The sequence below is a fragment of the Nonomuraea sp. NPDC023979 genome (genome assembly GCF_040639085.1).
In the GTDB taxonomy this organism is placed as follows: domain Bacteria; phylum Actinomycetota; class Actinomycetes; order Streptosporangiales; family Streptosporangiaceae; genus Nonomuraea; species Nonomuraea ceibae.
In genome coordinates this window covers 156,899-179,621 of sequence record NZ_JBEZZG010000003.1, presented here as the reverse complement: position 1 = coordinate 179,621, position 22,723 = coordinate 156,899, and the positions used below count along the sequence as shown (strand labels likewise).

24 protein-coding genes and 2 tRNA genes are annotated in these 22,723 nt (G+C 72.3%); 16 read left to right on the top strand and 10 right to left on the bottom strand.

The features are described 5' to 3' along the window. Both AB0G11_RS07285 and helR read right to left on the bottom strand, forming a co-directional pair. The gene (locus AB0G11_RS07285) at positions 1-900 is read right to left on the bottom strand and encodes an alpha/beta hydrolase (RefSeq protein ID WP_357584531.1); all 900 of its coding nucleotides are present in this window, start codon (positions 898-900) and stop codon (positions 1-3) included. An 88-nt stretch (positions 901-988) separates the two neighbouring features. Further along, entirely contained in the window at positions 989-3,130 is a 2,142-nt protein-coding gene (helR, locus tag AB0G11_RS07280) for an RNA polymerase recycling motor ATPase HelR (RefSeq protein ID WP_357584529.1), read from the bottom strand. 241 nt (positions 3,131-3,371) lie between these two features. Here helR and AB0G11_RS07275 point away from each other — a divergent pair, with 241 nt between their 5' ends. From AB0G11_RS07275 to AB0G11_RS07260, 4 genes are all read left to right on the top strand, one after another. Further along, complete coding sequence (locus tag AB0G11_RS07275; RefSeq protein ID WP_219518193.1) at positions 3,372-3,770, top strand: hypothetical protein; 399 nt, start codon at positions 3,372-3,374, stop codon at positions 3,768-3,770. 451 nt (positions 3,771-4,221) lie between these two features. Further along, positions 4,222-4,710, top strand: coding sequence for a hypothetical protein (locus AB0G11_RS07270; RefSeq protein ID WP_219518195.1), 489 nt, complete (start codon positions 4,222-4,224; stop codon positions 4,708-4,710). Further along, complete coding sequence (locus AB0G11_RS07265; protein ID WP_219518196.1) at positions 4,685-5,506, top strand: alpha/beta hydrolase; 822 nt, start codon at positions 4,685-4,687, stop codon at positions 5,504-5,506. Before AB0G11_RS07270 ends, AB0G11_RS07265 begins: the two co-directional genes overlap by 26 nt. 74 nt (positions 5,507-5,580) lie before the next feature. Next, entirely contained in the window at positions 5,581-6,066 is a 486-nt protein-coding gene (locus AB0G11_RS07260) for a carboxymuconolactone decarboxylase family protein (RefSeq protein WP_219518197.1), read from the top strand. A gap of 18 nt (positions 6,067-6,084) precedes the next feature. Here AB0G11_RS07260 and AB0G11_RS07255 read toward each other — a convergent pair whose 3' ends face one another. From AB0G11_RS07255 to AB0G11_RS07240, 4 genes are all read right to left on the bottom strand, one after another. Beyond that, the gene (locus AB0G11_RS07255) at positions 6,085-7,428 is read right to left on the bottom strand and encodes a hypothetical protein (protein ID WP_357584527.1); all 1,344 of its coding nucleotides are present in this window, start codon (positions 7,426-7,428) and stop codon (positions 6,085-6,087) included. Then, entirely contained in the window at positions 7,418-7,774 is a 357-nt protein-coding gene (locus tag AB0G11_RS07250) for a hypothetical protein (RefSeq protein ID WP_357584525.1), read from the bottom strand. Before AB0G11_RS07250 ends, AB0G11_RS07255 begins: the two co-directional genes overlap by 11 nt. 77 nt (positions 7,775-7,851) lie before the next feature. Then, positions 7,852-9,636, bottom strand: a complete 1,785-nt coding sequence (locus AB0G11_RS07245) for a protein kinase (RefSeq protein WP_357584523.1) — start codon at positions 9,634-9,636, stop codon at positions 7,852-7,854. Between the two features lie 74 nt (positions 9,637-9,710). Next, complete coding sequence (locus AB0G11_RS07240; RefSeq protein WP_357584521.1) at positions 9,711-10,061, bottom strand: STAS domain-containing protein; 351 nt, start codon at positions 10,059-10,061, stop codon at positions 9,711-9,713. Positions 10,062-10,187: 126 nt separating this feature from the next. On the opposite strand from AB0G11_RS07240, the gene AB0G11_RS07235 reads away from it, so the two are divergent. Further along, a complete protein-coding gene (locus tag AB0G11_RS07235) occupies positions 10,188-10,850 on the top strand; it encodes a flavin reductase family protein (RefSeq protein WP_357584519.1) in 663 nt (220 codons plus the stop codon). Here AB0G11_RS07235 and AB0G11_RS07230 read toward each other — a convergent pair. From AB0G11_RS07230 to AB0G11_RS07220, 3 genes are read right to left on the bottom strand one after another with little or no spacing between them, the layout of a single operon-like run. Further along, entirely contained in the window at positions 10,847-11,359 is a 513-nt protein-coding gene (locus tag AB0G11_RS07230; RefSeq protein ID WP_357584517.1) for an NUDIX hydrolase, read from the bottom strand. The two genes, AB0G11_RS07235 and AB0G11_RS07230, sit on opposite strands and share 4 nt — an antisense overlap. Positions 11,360-11,372: 13 nt before the next feature. Next, positions 11,373-12,116 (bottom strand): ABC transporter permease, encoded by a 744-nt coding sequence (locus tag AB0G11_RS07225; RefSeq protein WP_357584515.1) that lies wholly within the window; start codon positions 12,114-12,116, stop codon positions 11,373-11,375. After that, on the bottom strand, positions 12,097-13,035 hold the full coding sequence (locus AB0G11_RS07220; protein ID WP_357584513.1) for an ATP-binding cassette domain-containing protein: 939 nt from the start codon (positions 13,033-13,035) through the stop codon (positions 12,097-12,099). The genes AB0G11_RS07225 and AB0G11_RS07220 overlap by 20 nt, the downstream gene beginning before the upstream one ends. Positions 13,036-13,329: 294 nt before the next feature. Between AB0G11_RS07220 and AB0G11_RS07215 the strand changes: the two genes are divergently transcribed. The 11 genes from AB0G11_RS07215 (at position 13,330) to AB0G11_RS07165 (ending at position 19,821) form a co-directional block, all read left to right on the top strand. Next, positions 13,330-14,337, top strand: a complete 1,008-nt coding sequence (locus tag AB0G11_RS07215; RefSeq protein WP_357584511.1) for a GH25 family lysozyme — start codon at positions 13,330-13,332, stop codon at positions 14,335-14,337. A gap of 6 nt (positions 14,338-14,343) precedes the next feature. Next, positions 14,344-14,868: an NlpC/P60 family protein gene (locus AB0G11_RS07210; RefSeq protein ID WP_357584509.1), complete on the top strand. Its 525-nt coding sequence runs from the start codon at positions 14,344-14,346 to the stop codon at positions 14,866-14,868. Positions 14,869-14,936: 68 nt separating this feature from the next. Then, a complete protein-coding gene (locus AB0G11_RS07205) occupies positions 14,937-15,167 on the top strand; it encodes a transposase (RefSeq protein ID WP_219514427.1) in 231 nt (76 codons plus the stop codon). A 39-nt stretch (positions 15,168-15,206) separates the two neighbouring features. Further along, positions 15,207-15,282: transfer RNA gene (locus AB0G11_RS07200), tRNA-Thr, on the top strand. Between the two features lie 153 nt (positions 15,283-15,435). Beyond that, positions 15,436-15,509 (top strand) — tRNA-Met (locus tag AB0G11_RS07195). 70 nt (positions 15,510-15,579) lie between these two features. Continuing rightward, entirely contained in the window at positions 15,580-15,744 is a 165-nt protein-coding gene (gene rpmG / locus AB0G11_RS07190) for a 50S ribosomal protein L33 (RefSeq protein WP_019632658.1), read from the top strand. Positions 15,745-15,926: 182 nt separating this feature from the next. Continuing rightward, positions 15,927-16,376 carry a MaoC family dehydratase N-terminal domain-containing protein gene (locus AB0G11_RS07185; RefSeq protein ID WP_357584507.1) on the top strand — a complete coding sequence of 150 codons (450 nt, stop codon included), beginning with the start codon at positions 15,927-15,929 and terminating at the stop codon, positions 16,374-16,376. Position 16,377: 1 nt separating this feature from the next. Further along, a complete protein-coding gene (locus AB0G11_RS07180) occupies positions 16,378-16,806 on the top strand; it encodes a MaoC family dehydratase (RefSeq protein WP_219514437.1) in 429 nt (142 codons plus the stop codon). Between the two features lie 47 nt (positions 16,807-16,853). Beyond that, on the top strand, positions 16,854-17,918 hold the full coding sequence (locus AB0G11_RS07175) for a hypothetical protein (protein ID WP_219514439.1): 1,065 nt from the start codon (positions 16,854-16,856) through the stop codon (positions 17,916-17,918). Between the two features lie 71 nt (positions 17,919-17,989). Next, the gene (locus tag AB0G11_RS07170; protein ID WP_357584950.1) at positions 17,990-19,015 is read left to right on the top strand and encodes a UDP-N-acetylmuramate dehydrogenase; all 1,026 of its coding nucleotides are present in this window, start codon (positions 17,990-17,992) and stop codon (positions 19,013-19,015) included. Positions 19,016-19,254: 239 nt separating this feature from the next. After that, positions 19,255-19,821, top strand: a complete 567-nt coding sequence (locus AB0G11_RS07165) for a TMEM165/GDT1 family protein (protein ID WP_219514441.1) — start codon at positions 19,255-19,257, stop codon at positions 19,819-19,821. Here AB0G11_RS07165 and AB0G11_RS07160 read toward each other — a convergent pair. Next, entirely contained in the window at positions 19,818-22,673 is a 2,856-nt protein-coding gene (locus tag AB0G11_RS07160) for an AAA family ATPase (protein WP_357584505.1), read from the bottom strand. The two genes, AB0G11_RS07165 and AB0G11_RS07160, sit on opposite strands and share 4 nt — an antisense overlap. Between the last annotated feature and the right edge of the window lie 50 nt (positions 22,674-22,723).

Below are 22,723 nucleotides of genomic sequence, written 5' to 3'. Positions count from 1 at the left end.
TCAGCCGGCCAGGGCGCGGCGCAGCGCCGCGAACAGCTCGCCGTTCTGTCGCTGCGACACCCCGGCCGACATGATCGCGTACGAGCCGTGGAACGTCCCCGGCCACTGGTGCAGCTCGACCTGGACGCCGGCCTGCATGAGCCGCAGCGCGTAGTCGATGCCCTCGTCGCGCACCGGGTCGAACTCGGCGGTGGCCACGTAGGCGGGCGGCAGGCCGGACAGGTCCTCGGCCCGCGCCGGGGCGGCGTACGGGGTGGCGGGCGCGCCGCCGAGGTAGAGCCGCCAGGCGGCCGTCAGGCTGGCCGCGTTCGCCCTCGGGGTGCCGGTGAAGTTCCGCGCCGACCAGGTCCGCTGCCGGTCGTCGAGGCTGGGCTGGGTGAGGAGCTGGAAGCGGATCGGCGGCCCCTGCTCGTCGCGGGCCCGCAGCGCCACGCCGGCCGCGAGGCCGCCGCCGGCGCTCATGCCGCCGACCGCGATCCGGTCCGGGTCGACGCCCAGCTCGGCGGCGTTCGCGGCGACCCAGACCAGCGCGGCGTAGGCGTCGTCGAACGGGGCGGGGAACGGGTGTTCCGGGGCGAGCCGGTAGCCGACCGAGACCACCACGGCGCCGGACTCGGCGGCCAGCTTGGCCGCCCACCGGTGCTCGGTGTCGAGGTCGCCGACGATGCACCCGCCGCCGTGCATCCAGACGATGACGCCGCCCTGCGCCTCCTGCGGCCGGTAGATCCGTACGGGAACGTCCGGGTCCGCCGGGACCATGCGGTCGGTGATCTCCAGGGCCGAGACGTCGGGCTCCGGCAGCGAGGCGACCAGCTCGGTGAGGGCCTTGCGCTCGCTGACGGGGTCGGCGTACTCGGCCGCGGACAGCAATGGGACGAATGGTTCGAGTTCGGGATCCATGCCGACAATCCTCGGCGTCGGCCTATGCCCGATCATCCGCCAACCGTCGGGATTCGCGACCCCGGGGCGCACCGTTCGGCGCGCCGCCTCAGGTCAGGACCACGAGCTGCCGCGTCGCCCGGGTCATCGCCACGTAGCGGTCCACCGCGCCCTCGACACCCTCGCCGAACTCCTCCGGCCGGACCAGCACGACCAGGTCGAACTCCAGCCCCTTCGACAGCTCCGGAGTCAGCGACCGGACGCGCGGCGTACCCCGGAAGGCCGGATCGCCGATCACGCACGCCGTGCCCTCAGCATGCTCGGCCAGCCAGTCGTCCAGGATCGCGTCCAGCTCCGACACCTGCCCGTGGACCACCGGCAGGCCGTTGCTGCGGATCGACGTCGGCACGTTGGCGTCCGGGAGCGCGGCCCGGATGACCGGCTCCGCCTCCGTCATGATCTCCTCCGGCGTACGGTAGTTGATGCTCAGGGAGGCCAGGGTGATCCGGTCGAGCCCGATCCGTTCGAGCCGCTCCTGCCACGACTCCGTGAACCCGTGCCTGGCCTGGGCGCGGTCGCCGACGATGGTGAAGCTCCTGGACGGGCAGCGGAGCAGCAGCATCTGCCATTCGGCGTCGGTCAGCTCCTGGGCCTCGTCCACGACCACGTGCGCGAACGGGCCCGCGAGCCGGTCCGGCTCGACCGACGGCACCGCGTTCTCGTCGACCAGCGCGTCCTTGAGATCCTGGCCGTGCAGCATCGTCACCGCGCCCTCGCCGTCGTCGTCCGCCTCGACCAGGGCGTCGACGACCGTGGACACGCGGGCGCGCTCGGCGGCGACGGCCGCCTCCCGGCGGCGCCTGTGCCGGGACGCCTCCGGGTCGCCCAGCCGCTGCCGCGCCGCGTCCAGCAGCGGCAGGTCCGACACCGTCCACGCCTGCGGCTCCGCGCGCTGCAGCTTCCTGATCTCCTCGACGCTGAGCGAAGGCGCGCACCTGCGCAGGTACGCGGGCACCGTCCACAGGTCGCCGACCAGGTCGGCCGCCTCGATCACCGGCCAGGCGCGGTTGAACGTCGTCAGCAGCTCCCGGTTGCGCAACAGCGACCTGCGGAGCAGATCCGGCGAGACCTCCTGCTCGTGCTTGTCCTGGACGATCGTGACCAGCTCCTCCCAGATGCGGTCACGCGCCTCGTTGTGCGGGGTGCCCGGCTCCGGCGCGTCGAACGCGTCCGCCCAGTCCTCCGCGCTCACCCACACGTCCGACCAGGGCGTCGTGATCGTCATGCCCGTCGTGGGCGGGTTCTCGTAGAACCTGACGGCCGGCTCGATCGCCCGCACCAGCTCCGCCGACGCCTTCAACCGGGCCACCTCCGGGTCCGCCTCCACCCCGGCCTCGGCCCCCTCCGCGACCAGGTCGCGCAGCGTGCACGTTTGCACGCCCTCCTCCCCGAGACTGGGCAGCACGTCCGCGACGTACGCCAGGTACGGCTGGTGCGGGCCGACGAACAGCACGCCGCCCCGGCGGTGACCGAGACGCGGGTCCGAATAGAGCAGATAGGCCGAGCGGTGCAGCGCCACCACCGTCTTGCCCGTGCCCGGCCCGCCGTCGACCACCAGGGCGCCGCTCGAACCGGCGCGGATGATGGCGTCCTGGTCGGCCTGGATGGTGCCCAGCACGTCCCGCATCCGGGGCGACCGGTTGCTCCCCAGGCTGGCGATGAAGGCCGACTGGTCGTCGAGCGCGGCATGCCCGTCGAACCCGTCGGCGGTGAACACCTCGTCCCAGTAATCGCTGATCCGGCCCCGGGTCCACCGGTAGCGGCGGCGGCTCGCCAACCCCATCGGGTTGCCGTGCGTCGCCCCGAAGAACGGCTCCGCCGCCGCCGAACGCCAGTCCAGCAGCAGCCGGCGGCCCTCGCTGTCCGTCAGGCCGAGCCGCCCGATGTACACCGGCTCCGGATCGTCCTCGCTCACCATGTGCCCCAGGCACAGGTCCAGCCCGAACCGGCGCAGCGCCCGCAGCCTGGCCGCCAGCCGGTGCACCTCCAGGTCCCGGTCGAGGGCCTGCCGCCCCTTGCCGCCCGGCGCCCTGCGCGCGGCGTCGAGCCGGGCGGACAGGTCGGCGATCGACCGGTCCAGGCTCTCCGCGATGGCCGCGAAGTGCCGCTCGTCCCCGGCGATCAGCTTCGGGTCGGCCTTGGCGGCGAGGCGGGCGGGAAGGTCGAACACGCTGGTGGTCAGCGGGGTCACAGGCAAACGCTCCGATCTGGGGCCTGGCTCGCGGACGCGCGTCGTCCGCCGTTTCCCCAGGCCGGCTGTGGCTTCGGCGTGCCATTGTGCGGCATGACCGGGGCCTTGCGGCAAGCCCCCCGCTCCGCTATACGTTAAGAGTGGAGAGGCGTGGCCATCCCCTCTCCCCTTCTCGCTTTTTATCTGTTTTGTTGTCCCGATATGTCGTGCATGTGCATGAATACTTGGGCAGAATGATCGTGTGACGGCGATCGTGAAAACCGAGCAGATGCCCGGCCTCGTACGGGCTGCCAGGGTCATCCTGATCGTGCAAATGGCCTTCAGCCTTTTCGGCCTTGTGCTCATCTCACCGGTGATCACGGTGATGTTCAGCGAGCCGAGGGTGGCAGCGCTGCTGCTCGTTTCCTTCGCGACCGTGGTTCTCATGGGCGTGCTGATCTCTCGCTGGTCGTCCCGGCGGAAATGGGTGCGCTGGGGCGGCATCGCGTTCGAAACGGTCTTGCTCGCCAGCAATCTCATCCTGACCGCCATCGACGGAGAATTCAGCTGGCTGACCCCGATCCACCCGGGCACCATTCTGCCCCTGGCGATCGTCGTCGCGCTGTTGACGCCCCCGGCGGCCCACTGGTTCGACCGCTGACCTGAGGCGGGCGTCAGCTTGTGGCGCAGTGGGTGAGGGTGGAGCCGCGTTGCTCCCGGACGCACTGCTGGTTGACCACGGTGGCGACGCCGCGCAGGTCACGTACCGTGTCGGCCATCGTGCGCCAGGACGCGCCCTCCCGCAGCTTCAGGCGGAACGATTCGGGCAGGTCGCCGGCGGTGACGGCGGCCCACCAGCGCGGCGCTTTCGGCCGACCAGACGGGCGGTTGGTACGGCAGTGCCCGCCGCAGTCTGACGGCCCGGCGGCGCAGCGTCGACCGGCACCCGTTGAGCACCGCCGACCGTACGTACGCCAGGGCGCGGCCGGGCGCCGTCGGCTCTCCGCTGGAGAGCAGCTCGACTTCCATACTCCAGAGACGCCCGGCGCCCCGGTTTGCTGCCTCCGCCACTACTTGACGTTTGGGCGCAAGTACTTGCTATCGTGTGTCAAGTGAGTACGCGTGAGCACGTGGCGCTGGTGCGTGAGCTGGTCGAGCTGGTCGAAAGGCGGATCGTCGACCCGCTGGAGATCCTGTTCGGCTCCGGCGAGCAGGTGGAGCCCGTACGGGCACGGCTGCGGATCGAGGCGGAGGTGTGGGCCGCCCAGTTGCTCGGCCCCGACGACGCCCTCGCGGTCCGGGCGGCGGCGCGGCTGGTCGCGGCCGTCTTCCCCGGTGACGGCCCGTTCGACCCGGCCGACGCCTGGTGGGGCACGGCGTTCGGCCGGGCCGTGGCCAGGCGGGCGGGCCACCCCGGCAAGGAGGCGGTGCCGTACGCCACGGCGGGGGCGATGCTCGGCATCACCCGGCAGGGCGTGCACGACCTCGTCAAACGCGGCAAGCTCGACCGGCACCCCGACGGCGGCGTGACCACGCGCTCCATCCGCGCCCGGCTGAACCGATCTCTGGAGCGACATGGCGTACGACGTCACGATCACTGACCACGACATCCCCCTGGCCGTACGCGACCACGGCGGCCCCGGCGACCCCGTGCTCCTCCTGCACGGCCTCGGCGGCACGCTGGAGGCGTGGGACGCCGTCGCCCTGCCCGGCCACCGCGCCGTGGCGCTCGACCTGCGCGGCCACGGCCTGTCCGGCGACGGCCCGTGGGAGTGGGACCGGGTGCTCGACGACCTCGAAGCGGTGGTGAAACACCTGGACCTGGGCAACCCGGCGGTCGTCGGCCACTCGCTGGGCGGCATGCTGGCCGTGCTGTGGGCCAGGCGTCACCCCGAGTGCCCGGCCATCGTCAACCTCGACGGGCTGCGATCGGCCGAGAGCGCCCCGGACAACTACCCGGGCCTGGACGCCGCGACGCGGGACCGGGAGCTGGCGGCGCTCAAGGCCGCCTTCGACGCGCAGGCGGCGGCCCTGGCCGGGCCGCTGCCCGACGGGCTCGGGCCGCTGTTCCCGGCCAGGGCGCGCGTCGAACGCGACGGCGAGGTCTATGCCAGGCCCGGCGCCGAGCTCCTGGCGGCGGTGCGCTGTTCGCCGGAGTTCCGCGACACGATCCCGCTGCTGCGCCAGGTCACCTGCGACGCCCTGGTCGTGATCCCGACCCAGGACCCGCCGGGGATGCCGGGCGGCGAGCTGATGGCGGCGTTCCGGCGGGGTGTGCGCCGCGATCTCGCCGGCCTGCCGCCCCACCTCCAGGTCAGGGAGCTGGAGGCGAGCCACGACATGCTCGCCGAACAGCCCGCGGCCGTGGCCGCGCTGATCGGCGGCTTCCTCGCCTGACGCCGTTCGGGCTCACATCGGCGGCGGCTGTCTCGTCGGAGCCGGAAAGCCCGCCACCGAGAGGAAGACTCCTGATGACCGACGCCCTCCAGTCCCGGCTGCCCGATCCCTCCCGCTTCTTTCCCGAGGTGGGGCCGATCGCCGGAGGCATGACCAAGGCCGTGCGGAACGGCGCCGTCCCCGACGCGACCGTCCACCTGATGCAGCTGCGTGCCGGGCAGATCGTGGGCAGCACCTACCACGCGGTCCGGCAGAGTGGCCAGCTCCGCAAGGCGGGGGAGAGCGAGGAGCGCATCACCGCCGTGGCGACGTGGCGTGACGCCCCCTGTTTCACCGACGCGGAACGGGTCGCGCTGGAGCTGGTTGAGGCCGTGCTCACGCCGAGCCCGTCGGGGGAGCGGGTGCCCGACGAGCTGTACGCCAGGGTGGCGGCGCACTACGACGACAAGGCGTTGTGGACGTTGACCCTGGCGATCGGCCAGATCTGCTTCTTCATCCCCGTCGCGCTCATCGCCAGGCCGATCCCCGGCAGGCCGCTGGGCAAGAACTACACCGGCTGAACCCCGGCAGGGCGGCGGTCAGTCCACCCATTTGGGGCCGGCGCACTGGGCGATCTCGCGGACGATCTCCTCCGGGCGGGCCCGATAGCCGCTGAGCGTGGTGAACAGGACCTCGCCGCGGCCCGGGTCGTACCGGGGGCTGAAGTCGCCGTTGCGCTGCGCCGACGGCAGCATGATCGTGGGCTTGAGGTCGATGCAGATGCAGCGGCGGAAGTTGCGCCGCCGCTCGGCGATCCGGGACACGTCCGCCCACCGGTAGTGCCATCGCTGGTCGCGCACCCGTACCTCGATCCCGGCGGTGTTCACGATGAGCAGCCGGGCCAGGCGGCGGCGCATGCGCTGGTTGCCCCGCTGGACCATGTTCACGAACAGCCCTAACGAGTAGGCGCAGCCGACGATGCCGATCACCGTCAGGATGGCCAGGAGGAGGCCGGGCGCCCTCAACGAGCCCGCGATCAGCCAGATGAAGGCGCCGGCCAGGGCGAGCGGCAGGAGCGAGGCCAGCCACCACATCCAGCCCAGCCCCCGGCTCGGCGCGAACGTCCGCCCCTGCCCGGCCTGGACGATCGGAAGATCGAGGGATGGCGGTGTACGGGCGCCGGTGCGGGCGGCGTTGCGCGTGAAGGGGAAGTCGTGGGCGTTGTCGGTGCCGCGCTGGTTGGGGTCGGGCAGCCCCCGGGCCCGCAACCGGTGGCGCAGGTGCCCGTACAGCACGCCGAGCGTGAGCGGGTCGGGCTCGCCCGGGAGGCCGCCCCTGATCAGGCGCAGCAGCTCCCCGGTGAAGGACGTGCAGGCGTCGACCTGCTCCCCGAACGGCACGACGTGCGCCGCCAGGTCGCTGGCGGTCAGCGTGTAGACGCCGCGGACGTCGCTCTGGTCGGCGATCAGCCCGGCGGACAGCCCGGCGGACAGGGTCTCGGTCTGGATGACCGATCCGGCGTAGCAGCAGTCGAGCACGGCGATCTTCACCGCAGCCGGGCTGTCGCGCAGCGCGGTGCGGATGCGGGAGTACTCCAGGCCGGTCAGGTCGGGGTCGGCCGCGGTGGTGTCGGCCAGGGCCAGGCACAGCTCGCCCTCGGCGGTGAGCATGCCGTGCCCGACGAAGTACAGCAGCAGCACCCCGGTCGTCTCCCGGGCGACTTGCCGGATGCGCTGCGCCGCGACGCGGCTGTCGCCCTCGTTGTGCAGGACGGTGACGTCCCCGGCGGGCCAGCCGCACAGGGCGGGGTCGGTCAGCGCCGCGCGCATCCCCAGGACGCTGTTGGCGGCGGCGGGCAGGTCGGGCAGGCTCTCGTCGCGGTGCACGGAGGTCGCGACGAGGACGGCATGGGAGACGCCGCTCCGGCGCCGGTCAGCCGGCATCGCCCGCGCTCGCCCGGTCGGCCTGGTCCAGCACCTCCTGGAGCAGGGGCAGCGCGTCGCCGACCCGCTTGGCCTCGACCGTCACGGTGCGTTCGGGAGTGGTGAGCGTGATGGACACGTCGGCGTGCCGGTTGGTCAGCCACGTCGTCAGCGCCCTGGCCAGCACCATGCCCGCGCCGCCCGACCCGACGGCGATGCTGAGCAGCTCGACGGCGCCGCCGAGCTCCTCGCGGCCCGGCGGGCGGCCGACCGGGTCGACCCGGCCCTGCAGCGGGCGCTGGCTGCGCAGCCAGCGCGTCAGCGAGACCAGCTCGCCTGTGGGGACCACCCGGACTTCCACCCGCATCTGGCCTCTCCTCTGCTCAGGGAGCTGATCCAGCTCCAGCATGAGGCATCGCCCGGCGGGGTGTCAGGAAACGCTTCCTACCACACGACCCACGGGCTCTCCACGCCGCCGCTGAACGCCCCCGTGCCCGACTTGCGCCACCGCTGGCGCACGTCGACCTTGGCTCCGGTACGGGACGCCGTGGCGGTGAACGGGCCGCAGGTGACCACGGCGCCGTCGCGGGCCGGGGCGACGCCCGCGCAGAGGAACGGCTGCGACAGGTTCGTCTCGGCGTCGGTGTTGTAGAGCTGCACGTGGATGTCGGAGCGCAGCGAGGCGGAGCCCCTGATCCGGCCCATCAGGCGGAACTCGTCCCCGACCTGCGCCATGCAGGGCGACATCTGCAGCCCGGGCGTGGGGGAGAACCAGTCGCGGCACCGCCAGTTCACGGCGGCGGCCGGGGGCGGGGTCTCGGGCTCGGCGGTCGTCGGGTCCTCCGGGTCGGCGGAGGTGGGCGGCGAGGTCTTGGGCTTGGGCTTGGGGGAGCGGGTCGTGCGTTCCGGCGCGGGGCGCGTGGTGGCGGGCTCGGCGGTGGGGGTCTTCGGGGGGTGGCTGCGGATCGGCAGCACCTTCGACGTGGGGGTGTCCGGGACCTCGGGCTCCGTGGAGGCGGTGGCGGGGGCCTGGGCCTCGACGGGAGCCTCGACGGTGGCCTCGCTCACGGCGCCGACGGTCTGGGCCCGCCACGGCGCGACGACGACGAGCGCGCCCGCGCTCACGACCAGGGCCGCCGCGGTGGCCAGGCCGACCAGGACGCGCTGCCGCGACCGCCCCGCCCCCTTCCCGGCCTCGCGCCGCCCGCCGTCCCCACGCCCGGGCGACGTCTCCACGGCGCCCGTCCCGGCGGCGACCGGCGTCCCACCTGTGCCCGGCGTTCCGGTGGGCGCGGGCGGGCGGGTGCGCGCGTCCTGCGGATCGGCTGTCACGGGCGGCTCGTACGGGCCGGGCAGGGGCTGGGAGGTGGCCAGCGGCGGGTGTTCCAGGCCGACCGGCGGCAGGGCGGGCAGGCCGGCCAGCGACGGTGCGGCAGAGGTCAGCGCCTCGGCCAGGCCGGCCGCCGTGGGGCGGGCGGCGGGGTCCTTGGCCGTGGCTGCGGTGATGAGCGTCCACAGGACGTCGGGCATGCCGGGCAGCCGCCGGGGCGCGGCGGTGGCGTGCTGCCTGAGCAGCGCCATCGGATGCTCGCCGACGAACGGAGGCCGTCCGGCGAGCAGCTCGTACAGGATCAGCCCGGTCGCGTACACGTCCACGGCGGGGGTGGGCGTGGTGCCGTCGGCCACCTCGGGCGACAGGTACGTGGGGGTGCCGATGATCGACGAGGTCTGGGTGAGGCCGGGCCCGTGGACGATGCGGGCGACGCCGAAGTCGGTGAGCCTGGGCTGCCCGGTGGCGGCGTCGATCAGGATGTTGCCGGGTTTGACGTCGCGGTGGATCACGCCCATGTCGTGCGCGGCGGCGAGCGCTCCGGCGATCCGGGCCACCATGCGGGCGGCCTCGGCGGCCGACAGCGTGCCGCGCTCGTGGAGGAGCGTGCGCAGGTCGCCGCCTTCGACGAAGTCCATCACCAGCGCCAGCCGGTCGCCCTCGACGACGAAGTCGCGCACGGTGGCGATGTTGGGGTGACGCAGGTTGAGCATCACATTGCGTTCCTGGACGAACCGGAGCACCAGGTCGCGGTCGGCGGCGAGTCCTTCACGCAGGAGCTTGGCGGCGACGATCTCGCCGGTGTCGCGGTGCCTGGCCCGCCAGACGGTCCCCATCCCGCCGGCGCCGATCTGCTCCACGAGGATGTAACGGCTGCCCAGGGCCCCGTCCGTCGCCATCCGCCCGCCCTCCCCCTGAAGATGCTTCGATCACAATAGTGACGTTCGGGCTGATTTGTTCGGAGGATCCAGGGTCAGGAGATGCGTGACTGCAGGGCCGTCGGCACGTCCGGGTCGACGGGGATGACGCTCGACACCCCCGTCACCTCAAGGAGCCGCCGCAGCACGCCCTGGACCCCGGCGAGCCTGAGCCAGCCGCCCGCCGCCCTGGCCCGGTTGGAGAATTCGAGGATCGTCCGCAGGCCCATCGAGTCGCAGAAGGACAGTTCGGTCACGTTGACGACGAGGTGGACGCAGCCTTCGGCCATGCCGGCCGCGATCTTCTCCGTCACTTCGGAACACCGGGTGGTGTCGAACTCACCGACCAGTGTGATGACCGCCGTGTCGCCGAAGTGTTCAATTGTGAGGGCGAACGGTGATTGCATCCAGCAGGCCTCCATTGGGGTTGCTTGTGACGCTACACCGCGCGTGCGCCTCGTGGCGGCCGGAGCCGTGACGCGCTGTCCGAATGCCGCCAGCGCCCGCGCCGCCCGATCGGTCACAGTGTTGCGGTGAGCACAGTGATCGACAAGCACACCCGCATCGAGCCGGGCATCCTCTACTTCGGCACCCCTGTGGTCCTGGTCTCCTCCACGAACCCGGACGGCACCCCCAACCTGGCGCCCATGTCGTCGGCCTTCTGGCTGGGCTGGCGGGCCATGCTCGGCTGGGGCACCCGCTCACGTACGGCCCAGAACCTGCTCAGGACCGGCGAGTGCGTGCTGAACCTGCCCTCGGACGCGCTCGCCGCCGCCGTCGACAGGCTGGCCCTGACCACGGGCAGCGACCCCGTTCCGCCGGGCAAGCACGCGCGCGGCTACCGCCACGTCGCCGACAAGTTCGCCAGGGCGGGGCTGACGCCGGTGCCGAGCGAGACGGTCGCGCCGCCCCGCGTGGCCGAGTGCCCGGTGAGCATGGAGGCCGTCGTGGAGCGGACGCACCCGGTGGGCCCCGACGACGGCGTGACCGCCTTCGAGGTACGCGTCCAGCGCGTCTGGGTGCACGACGACATCCGTACGGAAGGGACGGACGACCACATCGACCCCGACGCCTGGCGTCCGCTGATCATGAGCTTCCAGAAGCTGTACGGTCTCGGCCCGCAGGTGCACCGCTCGACGCTGGCGACCATCCCCGAGTCGATGTACCGGGGCCCGGACATCGAGCGCGCCCGCTAGCCGAGCAGCCTGCGGTGCAGGCTGAGCCAGGTGCGGCCGGCGCCGAGCCGTTCGACGTCCGCGCGCGGCAGCCACCGCGCCCGCGTGCTCTCCGACCCCGCCGGCGGCCGCGTCGACCCGCCGAGCCCGGCCAGCCGGGCGGTGAACATCACCATGTACGTCAGCGCCGGGTAGGGGTGACCGGGCGGCGGCGGGGCGAGCAGTTCGATGCGGTGCCAGGCGAAGACCGACAGCAGCCCGGGATCCAGCTGCAGGCCGGTCTCCTCGGCCAGCTCGCGGGCCGCCGCCTGGACGGGCGTCTCGCCGGGGTCGAGGTGGCCGCCGGGGATCTCCCAGCCGCGCCCCGGCCGGTCCACGTGCGTCAGCAGCGTCCGGTCCGCCTCGTCCAGGACGAACGCGAACGCGGACGTGACCGTGCCGGCGCCGGGCAGGTCGCCGGCGAGCACCACGTCCAGGCGGTGCGGGACGGCGATCCACGGCACCGTCCGGGTCTCCACGATGTGACTCATCCGGTCCAGCGTCTCAGACGCCCCGGCGCATCGCCCGGTTGCCCAGCACCAGCCCGGCCGCCGCGATCACCACAGCCGCCGCCGCGCCGTACAGGACCGACGGGTGGGCGAGGTCGCCCGCGAACAGGGCGCGCTGGGCGTCGACGACGTGCGTGACCGGGTTGACGTCGCCGAGCGCCCGCAGCCAGGCCGGGCCGGAGTCCATCGGCAGCAGCACGCCCGACAGCAGCAGCATCGGGAACAGCAGCGCCTGCGTGACCACGTAGAACAGGGTCCCGCTGGGCGCGGACTTCAGCGCGAGCACGAACGACAGCGCGCCCAGCCCGATCCCGAACACGATCAGCAGCGCCATCCCCGCCAGCACGCCCGCCGGGTGGAGCTCGAAGCCCAGCGGCAGCGCCAGCACGATGATCAGCACCGCCTGCGCGGTCAGGATCGCCATCTCCTTGAGCGTGCGGCCGACGAGCATGGCGGTGCGGTTGAGCGGGGTGACCATCATGCGCTCCATCGAGCCGCCGATCAGCTCGACCAGCAGGTGGTAGCCGGACGCCATCGGCCCCGACAGGCACATCATGACCAGGATGCCCGGCACGAACCACTGCCAGGACGACCCCACGGCTCCGTCCAGCAGCGACCCGAACAGGAACAGGAACAGCAGCGGCTGCCCCATCTCGAACAGCAGCCCGACCGGCTCGCGCAGCACGGGCGCGAACTCGCGGCGGAAGACGGTGGCGGTGTCACGCAGGAAGGTCGTCATCGAGCTTTCTCCCGGTCAGGCTGAGGAACACGTCGTCGAGGGTGGGGCGGGCGGTCTCGGCGGTGGCGACCTCGATCCCGGCCGCCTCCAGGGCGCGCAGGTAACCGGGCAGCGCGGCGGCGGCGTTGGCGACGCGCACCCGCACGGTCAGCCCGTCGGCCTCGCCGCCGCCGATCCGGGCCGCCTCGGCGGCGTCGCGCCCGGTGCGGGTGGTGATCGTGAGCCGGTCGCCGGCCAGGTCGTTCTTGAGCCGTTCCGGGGTGCCGTCGGCGATGACGCGGCCGCCGTCGATGACGATCACCCGCTCGGCCATGCTGTCGGCCTCGTCGAGGTAGTGGGTGGTCAGGAAGATCGTGGTCCCGTACGTCTCCCGCAGGCGCAGGATGTGGGCCCAGATGTCGGCGCGGCTGCCGGGGTCGAGCCCGGTGGAGGGCTCGTCGAGGAACAGCAGGTCCGGCCGGTGGATGAGGCCGAGCGCGATGTCGAGGCGGCGGCGCTGGCCACCGGAGAGCGTGCCGGGCTTGCGGGTGGCGAGGGGCTCCAGGTCGAGCAGTTCCAGCAGTTCGGCGGCGCGGGCGCGGGCCTGGGCGGTGGTCAGGCCGTAGCAGCGGCCCTGGGTGACGAGCTCGTCGCGGACGCGGAAGTTCTCGCCGGCGCTGTTCCGCTGGCCGACGTAGCCGATCCTGGCGCGCACGCCGGCCGGGTCGCGGGCCACGTCGCGGCCGGCCACGACGGCGGTGCCGGACGTCGGGGGCAGCAGCGTGGTGAGCATGCGCAGGGTGGTGGACTTCCCCGCGCCGTTGGGGCCGAGGAAGGCGACGAGCCGGCCGGGCTCGACGTCGAGGTCGATGCCGCGCACCGCCTCGACGGTCTCCTTTTTCATCGTGAAGACACGGGTCAGTCCCCGGGCGTGGATCATGGTCGGTTCTCCTCCGGGCATGGCGAAGAAACCCCAGGTCGGGGGCTTGGTTGAGGTTGGGGGTCCAGTGTGGGCGCGGGGGAGGGCTTTGGCAAACGCGAACGTGACGTTCATATACGGCTCTGACCTGCGAAAACGCTACGTAGGAGACGTGACGGAGGTGGGCCGGTTTCGGGGCTCTGAAGTGGGGTTTCGACGGACGTACAGAGAAATTTCCAATGACGGATAGCTGCGTCCGGTTATGCGGATATTGCGGGTTGCGGGATTATGCCGGGCTCCGGGATGATCTCGCAGGTGAAACGTCTGTTATTGGTCGCGGTGGCCGCGGTGGTCGGCATGGCCGGTCCCGCCCAGGCGGCCTCCGGGGTGCCCGGGGTCGATGTCAGCAACTGGACGGCGGAGGTCGACTGGCCGGCGGTGGCCTCGGGAGGCGGGAAGTTCGCCTTCGTGCTCGCCACCGAGGGCGTCGACTTCCGGAGCACGCACTTCACCTCGCAGTACGACGGTGCGGCGGCGGCCGGGCTGGTGCGCGGGGCCTACCACTTCGCCCAGCCGCACGAGTCGGGCGGGGCCGCGCAGGCCGACTACTTCGTGCAGAACGGCGGGGCGTGGACCGGCGACGGGATGACGCTGCCCGGTGTGCTCGATCTTGAGGACAATCCATACAAAGAGCGCAACGGCAAGAACAGCTGCTATGGATTGACCGCGAAAGACATGGTCGCCTGGATCAAGGACTTTACGAAGAAATACCGCCAGCGGACCGGGCGCAACGCGATCATTTACACCACCACGAGCTGGTGGCGCACGTGCACCGGTGACAGCGCCTCCTTCAAGGCGCACCCGCTCTGGATCGCCCGCTGGGGAGCCGATCCTGGCGAGCTGCCCAAGGGCTGGGAGAAGCACACGTTCTGGCAGTCGGCCGAGAAGGGCACGCTGGCCGGCGGGCAGAACGCCTTCAACGGCACCGAGGCCGACCTCAAGGCGCTGGCCAACCCGCCCGCGGAGGTCACGGTCTCGGGCAAGGCGCGCAGCCGCAAGAGCTTCACGCTGACCGTGGCCAACACCGGCCCCCACCCGGTCACGAACGTCAAGGTGTCCGGCCGGACCTTCGGCGGCATGCGCGTCGTCAAGGCGACCTCGGGCTGCACGTTCAGCGGCACGGCGATCCGCTGCGCCATCCCCGAGATCGCGCGCGGCCAGAAGCGGACGTTCACCTTCGCCACCAAGCCGTCGAAGTCGAAGGGCGTCGTCGGCATCAAGTTCACGGTCGGCTCGGCGGAGCTGGAACTGCGGGCGAGGTAGGCCGGGGTGAGGCTGTCGGGCAGGCGCCGGCTCGCCCTCGCCGTCGTGCTCGTCCTGCTGGTCGCCACGGCCTCCGTCCCGATCAGGCGGTACGTGCTGCCGCGCATCGTGGAGATCGCGTACGCGGTCGAGAAGCGCGGGATCGTCTACTCGTGGGGCGGCGGCCACGCCGAGGAGCCGGGGCCGTCCAAGGGCACCTGCCTGGGCTACGAGGGCAAGATCAAGCCCTGCCCGGCGGCCAGGACGCGCGGGCTGGACTGCTCGGGGCTGACCCGCTGGGTGTACGCGCTGGCGCACGGCGAGGACGTGCTCGGGCCGGGCAACACCGACGACCACATCCGCCGCATGCGCCGGGTCGCCCGGCCGCGGCCCGGTGATCTGGTGTTCTTCGGCAGGAGCGTCAAGCAGACCCGCCATGTCGGCGTCTACCTGGGCGGGGGCCGGATGATGAACGCCCCGGAGACCGGCGCCGTCGTGCGGGTCGACCCCGTCTCCCGGGTGAAGGGCTTCCTCGGGTTCTACCGGTACTGATCCGGTATGGCGTGTAACGCGGGTCACGTACCGGAAATTGAGAGACCCGGAGGCTACTGTGTGCCGCTATGGACAGGCGATGGGTAGGTGGCGACGGGTTCGAGATCGTGCTCGCCCTGCGCGCGGGGCGGCAGGTGCTCCGGGTGCGTCGCAACGGGTGGCTGGTGGCCGACTGCCTGTCGGTCGCGGAGGTCGCGCGCCACGTCGATCTGGCCGATCTGTGCGAGGTCGTCCGGCTGCCCGCGGCCCGGGTCCCGGCCGAGGCGGTGGAAGGGCGGACGAGTTCGCATCATCGCTGAGCGCCGTGTATGGTTACACCTGTCCGCAGCGCCGGACAGGCCCCTATAGCTCAGTCGGCAGAGCGTCTCCATGGTAAGGAGAAGGTCAACGGTTCGATTCCGTTTGGGGGCTCCAGCTGTGACGGGCCTCACCGCAAGGTGAGGCTTTATTCATTTAGGTTCACCGGTGATTCTGAGGCATACTGGGGTCACCCGCTCGACCAGGCGAGTTACGAATGTGCTCCCGGTGTCGGGTATCCTCTACGGGGCCGGGTCGTTACCGGCTCAAGGCGGAGTAGCTCAGTCAGGCAGAGCAAACGGCTCATAATCGTTGTGTCGCCGGTTCAAGTCCGGCCTCCGCTACTGCCCTTCCCCAGGTCACCTGACCTGGGACGGGCGTGTCCATGTCCCGAACGTAGAAAGGCACTCCCAAGTGGCTGCCACCGACGTTAGGCCGAAGATCACGCTGGCCTGCCAGGAGTGCAAGCACCGCAACTACATCACGCGGAAGAACCGGCGCAACGACCCGGATCGGCTTGAGCTGAAGAAGTACTGCCCCAACTGCCGCTGCCACCGCGCGCACCGCGAGACCCGCTAGTTCTCGCCGGGCAGCATTCCTGCCTCCCCATAACGCACAACCGGCGTCCTGCTGACAGGGCGCCGGTTCGTCGTGTCCGGCGCATTTCATGGGCAAAATGCCGGTCATCCCGGCGACAGCCGAACCTTGTTCTGTTACCGTCTGGCTCAACGACGCTCGGTGACACATGCGAGGGAGCGCTGATGGCGTTGAACCGTGACTTCGTGGGACGCAGCTACCCTGCCGGCCCCCCGTACGAGGTCAGCCGGGTCAAGATCAGAGAGTTCGCGGCAGCGATCGGCGACAACAATCCCGTCTACCGCGACAGGGAGGCGGCGCGGGCCGCCGGACATCCCGACGTGATCGCGCCGCCCACGTTCCCCATCGTGTTCAGCCTGCAGAGCGGCGGCGAGGCGCTGGCCGACCCCGACCTCGGCCTGAACTTCGCCATGGTCGTCCACGGGGAGCAGCGCTTCGAGTACGTCCGCCCCGTCTACGCCGGCGACCGGCTCGTGGTCACCGCGACGATCACCGACATCCGCAGCGCCGGGCGCAACGAGCTGCTGACCGTCAGGAGCGACGTCACCACGGTCGAGGGCGAGCCGGTCTGCACCACGTACAACACGATCGTCGAGCGCGGAGGGGCGGCCTGACATGACGGCGACGGTGCAGTACGACGAGGTCGAGGTCGGCCAGGAGATCCCGGCCGTGGACTACGGCGTGCGCAGGCTCAACCTGGTGATGTACGCGGGCGCGTCCGGCGACTTCAACCAGATCCACTGGAACGAGCGGTTCGCCAAGATGGTCGGCCTGCCCGACGTGATCGCGCACGGCATGTACACGATGGCGCAGGCCGGGCGGTTCGTCACCGACTGGGTGGGCGATCCAGGCGCGGTGGTCGACTACGGGGTCCGGTTCTCCTCGATGGTGGTCGTGCCCGACGACGACCAGGGCGCCACGATCACGGTCAGCGGGGTCGTGGAGGAGAAGCTGCCCGACAAGCGGGTGGTGGTCGGCCTCACGGCCCGCTCCGGCGACGCCCGCGTGCTGTCGAAGGCCCGGGCGGTCGTCCAGCTCGCCTGACGCGCCCGTGATGACTGGCCGGGCGGCTCTCGGGTACGCGTGAGCCCATGACCGCGAACGTCTGGCCCACCGTGCAGTCCATCCCCGTCTCCGCCGTGACCGACGACCGGCCGCCCGGCCACCTCCGGCCGCCCCGCCTGGAGGAGGTGGCCGGCACCGTCGGCACCGGCCGCGACACGACAGGCGGCGCAGGCGACCAGGGCGGTGCGGCGGGTGCGGGCCCGGCGCGGAAGGGGCCCGCCACCGGCGTCGGCACCGCCGGGGCCAGGCCCCGGGGCGCGCGCCAGAACCCGGCCGCCGAGCTCGGCTTCTCCGGCGACCCCGGGCAGCACGGCGCGCCCGACGACAGCATGCTGCACGCCCAGCGGACCTGGGACGGCGCCCTGGCCACCAACCGCATGGACGACCTGGGCGTCAACGCCGAACGGCTGCGCATGGAGACCAAGGACGTGACCGCCTCGGTGGGCCTGGTCGTGGACGGCCGGCCCGACGACGTGCGGGCCTGCGTGCAGTCGGTCCTGGACCACACCGGCGCCGCCGTCCTGGCCATCGACCTGGGCAACGTCGCCGGCGCCGGGGACGTGCTCGACGAGCTGGCCGAGCGGGACCCGGAGCGGGTCAAGGTCTGGCACGTGGCCGAGACCTCGCAGTGGCGCGACGGCACGGCGACGTGGGGCGCGTGCCGGGCCAAGCTGCTCCACCTGGACACCGCCGAGGTGCACGTCCTCATGGACACCTCCCTCGTCCTCGAAGGTGACGCCCTCGCGCCGCTGGTGGCCGCCGTCAAGGACGGCGCCGTGGCGGCGGGCCGGCAGGGCTGGGAGCCGCTGCCCGAGGGGCGGGCCCCGGTGGTCGAGGTCACGTCCGAGCGGCCCCGGCCGCACCAGGCGCCGCCCGGCTGGCGGCAGGCGTCGCCGGGCAAGGTGCGGGCGCTCGGCGGCGGCCTGATGGCCGTACGGCGGGCCGCCGCCGTGGGCGTCTTCCCCGAGGACGCCCAGGACGGCCGCCACGGCGACCTGGAGCTGTCGCTGGCGCTGCGCGGCGAGCTGGTCGTCCCCGACCAGCACCTGCCGGTACGGCAGCGCCACGAGCACGACCTGCCCGCCGGCTGACCCGAACCTCCCACCCGGCACACCCGGGGGGCGGGCACCCGGGAACGCTCATAAGCTTGTGGCTCATGGAGATGCTCGCGCCTTACACCACGCTGGGTCTGGGCGGTCCCGCCGGCGAGTTCGTCGAGGCCGCCACGGCAGAGCAGCTCGTCTCCCTGGTCGCGGAGGCCGACCGGCAGGGCAGGCCGACGCTGGTGCTGGGCGGCGGCAGCAACCTGGTGGTGTCCGACGCCGGGTTCGACGGGCTGGTCGTGCGGGTGGCGTCCCGGGGCGTGACGGTGTCGCGTGACGGCGAGCAGGTCCTGGTCACCGCCGAGGCCGGCGAGGACTGGGACCCGCTGGTGGCGCGGGCGGTCGCGGAGGGCTGGTCGGGCATCGAGTGCATGTCGGGCATCCCCGGCCTGGTGGGCTCCACCCCGATCCAGAACGTCGGCGCCTACGGCCAGGAGGTCGCCCAGACGGTCCGGTGCGTGCGCGCCTACGACCGGCTGACCCGGCAGGTCGTCGACATCGAGGCGCGGCAGTGCGGGTTCTCCTACCGTGACAGCGCCTTCAAACGGGATCTGTCGCGGCACGTGGTGCTCGCCGTGACGTACGCGCTGGACCTCTCCGACAGGTCGGGCGCGGTGGCGTACAAGGAGCTGGCCGGACGGCTCGGCGTCGCGCTCGGCGAGCGGGTGCCGCTGGCGCACGCCCGTGAGGCCGTGCTGGCGCTGCGGCGCGGCAAGGGCATGGTGCTCGACCCGGACGACCCCGACACCCGCAGCGCCGGATCGTTCTTCACCAACCCGATCCTGACGGCGGCCGAGGCCGAGGAGCTGGCGGCGCGCGCGCCCGGCCACCCGAGCTGGCCGCACGACGGCGACACGGTCAAGGTGCCGGCCGCCTGGCTGATCGAGCAGGCCGGCTACCCCAAGGGCTACGGGCGCGGCCCGGTGCGCATCTCGACCAAGCACACGCTCGCGCTGACCAACCCCGACGGCCTCGGCACCACCGCCGACCTGCTGGCGCTGGCCAGGGAGGTGCGTGACGGGGTGCGCGAGAAGTTCGGGGTGTCGCTCGTCAACGAGCCGGTGATGGTCGGCTGCGCGCTCTGAGCCCCGGGAATAGCCCGTACGGCGGGGCTGTTATGGTGGTTCGGAAACACCGAGGGGGAGTAGTCCCAATCGCGTGATCGACACACTGGCGCGGCCTGCCGCGCCCGGTCACGCGGGCCTTCACGGGCGGACGAGACCTTCGGCCTGGCAGTCGCGTACGAAGACGCTGCCGGGCCGAGGCCGTGCCCGAAAACTTCCCCCGGCGCACGCTCGCGGTCCGGTCGCGCGGAAGAGGACCGTTGGAAGCGTTCTGGATCAGCCTGGTCGCGATCTTCATCGCCGAGCTGGGCGACAAGAGCCAGCTCATGGCGATGACGTTCGCCACCCGTTTCAAAGCCTGGCCCGTGCTGGCCGGCATCACCATCGCCACCACGGCGGTGCACCTGGTCAGCGTGGCCGTGGGCGGCCTGATCGGCGACGCGCTGCCCACCACGGCGATCGCCGTCGTGGCCGGGATCGCCTTCCTCGGCTTCGCCGTGTGGACGCTGCGCGGCGACGAGCTGACCGACGAGGAGTCGCGCAAGGCCCAGACCACCACCCGCAACGCGCTGATCGCGGTGACCGTCGCGTTCTTCATGGCCGAGCTGGGCGACAAGACCATGCTGGCGACGATCACGCTGGCCACGCAGCACGGCTGGCTGGGCACCTGGATCGGCTCCACGGTCGGCATGGTCGCGGCCGACGCCCTGGCCATCGTGGTCGGGCGGATGCTGGGCAGGCACCTGCCGGAGAAGGCCATCCGCTACGGCGCGGCGGCGGCGTTCGCCGTGTTCGGCGTCGTCCTGCTGGCCGACGCGTTCGTCTAGGGAGTCAGCAGCGACAGCCGGTGGGCGGCGGCGGCCGCCTCCCCCCGGGTGGTGACGCCGAGCTTGCCGAGGATGTTCGAGACGTGCACGGAGACCGTCTTGGCGGAGATGAACAGCTCCGCCGCGATGTCCCGGTTGGTCCGGCCGAGCGCCACGAGGCGCAGCACCTCCAGCTCGCGCGGCGTGAGCAGCTCGGACGGCTCCTGGGCCCGCTGGACGCCGCCGACCCGGCGGGACAGCGCCGCGATCTCCTCGATGAGCGGGGTCGCGCGCAGCCCCTCCGCCAGCGGCAGCGCCACCGCCAGCCGGGTGGCGGCGCCGTCGCGGTCGCCGGACAGCGCCGCCGCCTTGGCCGCCCGCGTCAGTGCCTTGGCCTGGCTGTACGGGCGCCCGAGGCGCTCCCACGCGGCGGCAGAGGCGTCGAAGTCACCGGAATAGGTGAGCTTGTACGCCTTCGCGACCGGCCCCGCGACCGACAGGTGCGCGGCCACCTCGGCGGCGTGCTCCCGTACGGCACGGGCGCGGGCGGGCTCGGTGACCTCGGCCGCGTCGCAGACCGTGCGCAGCAGGGCCAGCAGCCGCCAGCCCAGCATCGCCTTGCTCGACTGCGCCGGACGGGCCAGGATGCCCTCGGCCACCTCCAGCGCCGCGCTGTGCTCGTTCCTGAGCATGTGCCAGCCGATGTGCAGCCGGGTGCTGTTGGTGATGTCCTGGACGAAGTCCTCAGGCCGCTCCTTGAGCACGCCGATCTCCGACAGGATGGCCTCCAGCGGCTCCACCTCGCCCCGGCCGAGCGCGATGTCGGCGCGCACGCGCAGCAGGTGGTGGCGGGTGCGCAGCGCGGGGCTGAAGCTGAGCGCCCGCTCCACGGTGTCGAGCGCCTCGTCCCAGCGGCCGACCGCCTCCAGCGCCTCGGCCCAGTTGTTGAGGATGAACAGCCCGCTGGCCCGCAGCCTGCCGTAGCGCTTGGCGACCTGCCAGCCCTCCTCGCACAGCTTCAGCGCCTCGTCGGCCCGGCCGCTGTCGAGCAGGGCGTCGATGTTGTTGCCGATCGCCCGGATCATCACCCGGCCCGAGTTCTGCTCCCGGCCGAGCTCCAGCGCGCGCAGGTTGGTGGAGATCGTCGCCTCGACGTCGCCCGACAGGGAGTGGCCGAGCGCCAGGTTCATCAGCAGGTCGGCCTCCAGGCACCGGTCACCGAGCTCGCGGGCCAGGCGCAGGCCCTCGTCGATGTACATGGCGCCCTCGGCGGCCTCGCCGCGCAGCATCAGGTGCCGGCTCATCGGCATCAGCACCTCGGCCCTGGCCCGGCCCGGCTCCGGCACCAGCTTCAGCGCCCGCCGCAGGTCCTCCACGACGCCGGTCTTGCCCTTGGAGATCTTCAGGTTCGCCCAGTGCACGATCAGGCTGGCGACCCGGCCGGGCTCGCGTGTCTCGTCCAGCTCCGCCAGGGCCGCCTTGGTGAACTTGACCGACCGGTCCACCTCGCCGCCCGCCTGCGCGGCCTTGGCCGCCTTCTCCAGCACGGCGATGTGGTCGGCGCCGATCCGCTCGGCGGCGTCGGGCACCCGGTCCCAGAGCATGAGCACGCGTTCGAGCAGCGGCACCGCCTCGGTGTACGCGAACGCCATGAACGACTTCTTGGCCGCCTCCCACGCGGAGACCAGCGCCTCGACGTCCGCGCGTGCCCCGTACCAGTGGTGGGCCAGCTCGACGGCGGCCCGGCCGGGCGGGACGAGCTTGCGGTCCTTGGAGATCTCCTCGGCGTAGCGGGCGTGCAGGCGCTGGTGCTCGCCGGGCAGCAGCTCCTCGTGCACGGCCTCGCGGATCAGGGCGTGGCGGAACACGTACGCCCGGTTGTCGGCGATCTGCAGCACGTTGCCGGCGATGGCGGGCCGGAGCGCGGCCTCCAGCTCCAGGTCGGAGAGGTTGCTGACGGCGGCGAGCAGCGCGTGGCCGACGCGGATGCCGCCGGCGGCGGCCACGCGCAGCACCCGCTGCGTCTCCTCCGGCAGGCGCTCGACGGCGCCGAGGATGAGATCCTGCATCGAGTCGGGGAACGTGCAGTCGGTGCCGCTCTCGAGCATCGCCTCGACGAACAGCGGGATGCCCTCGCTGCGCTCGTAGACCTTCTCCACGCTGGTGTAGTGCGGGGCGCTGCCGAGGATGCCGGTCATCTGCTGCGCGACCTCGTCGCGGGAGAGCCGGGGCAGGTCCAGCCGGAGCACGCCGCTGACCCGGCCCAGCTCGGCGAGCACCGGGCGCAGCGGGTGCTGCCGGTGCAGGTCGTCCGAGCGGTAGGTCATGACCATGAGCACCTGCGGGATGCGCAGGTTGCGGCTGAGGAAGGCGATCAGGTCGCGGCTGGAGCGGTCGGCCCAGTGCACGTCCTCGATGATGAGCACGGTGGGGTGGCTGTCGGCCAGGCGTTCGAGGAGGGTGAGGAACTGCTCGAAGAGCCGCGCGCGGCCGGTTCCGGTCTCGCCGTCGGCGCTGGGCTCCCCGAACTCGGGCAGCAGGCGGGCCAGGTCGCGGGCCGCCCCGTCGGGCAGCAGCGCGGCGATCCGGTCGGCGCCCTGTTCCCTGACTAGCTGGCGGAGGGCGGCGGTGAAGGGCGCGTAGGCCAGGCCCTCGGTGGACAGCTCCACGCAGCCGCCGAACAGCACCCGGGCGCCGTCGGCCGCGATCTGTTCGGAGAAGCGCTGGAGAAGCCGGGATTTTCCGACACCGGCCTCGCCGCCGAGGAGCACCGCCGTGGCGTTTCCCTTGCGGGCCTCGTCCAGCGCCTCGCGGAGCTCCGCCAGCTCCTCCTCGCGCCCGACGAAGACGGGGCTGACCGAACGTCCCAGCATGTCATCCAGCATGTCATGCCTTATCTGTTGCTTTCGACGCTTTTATGGGG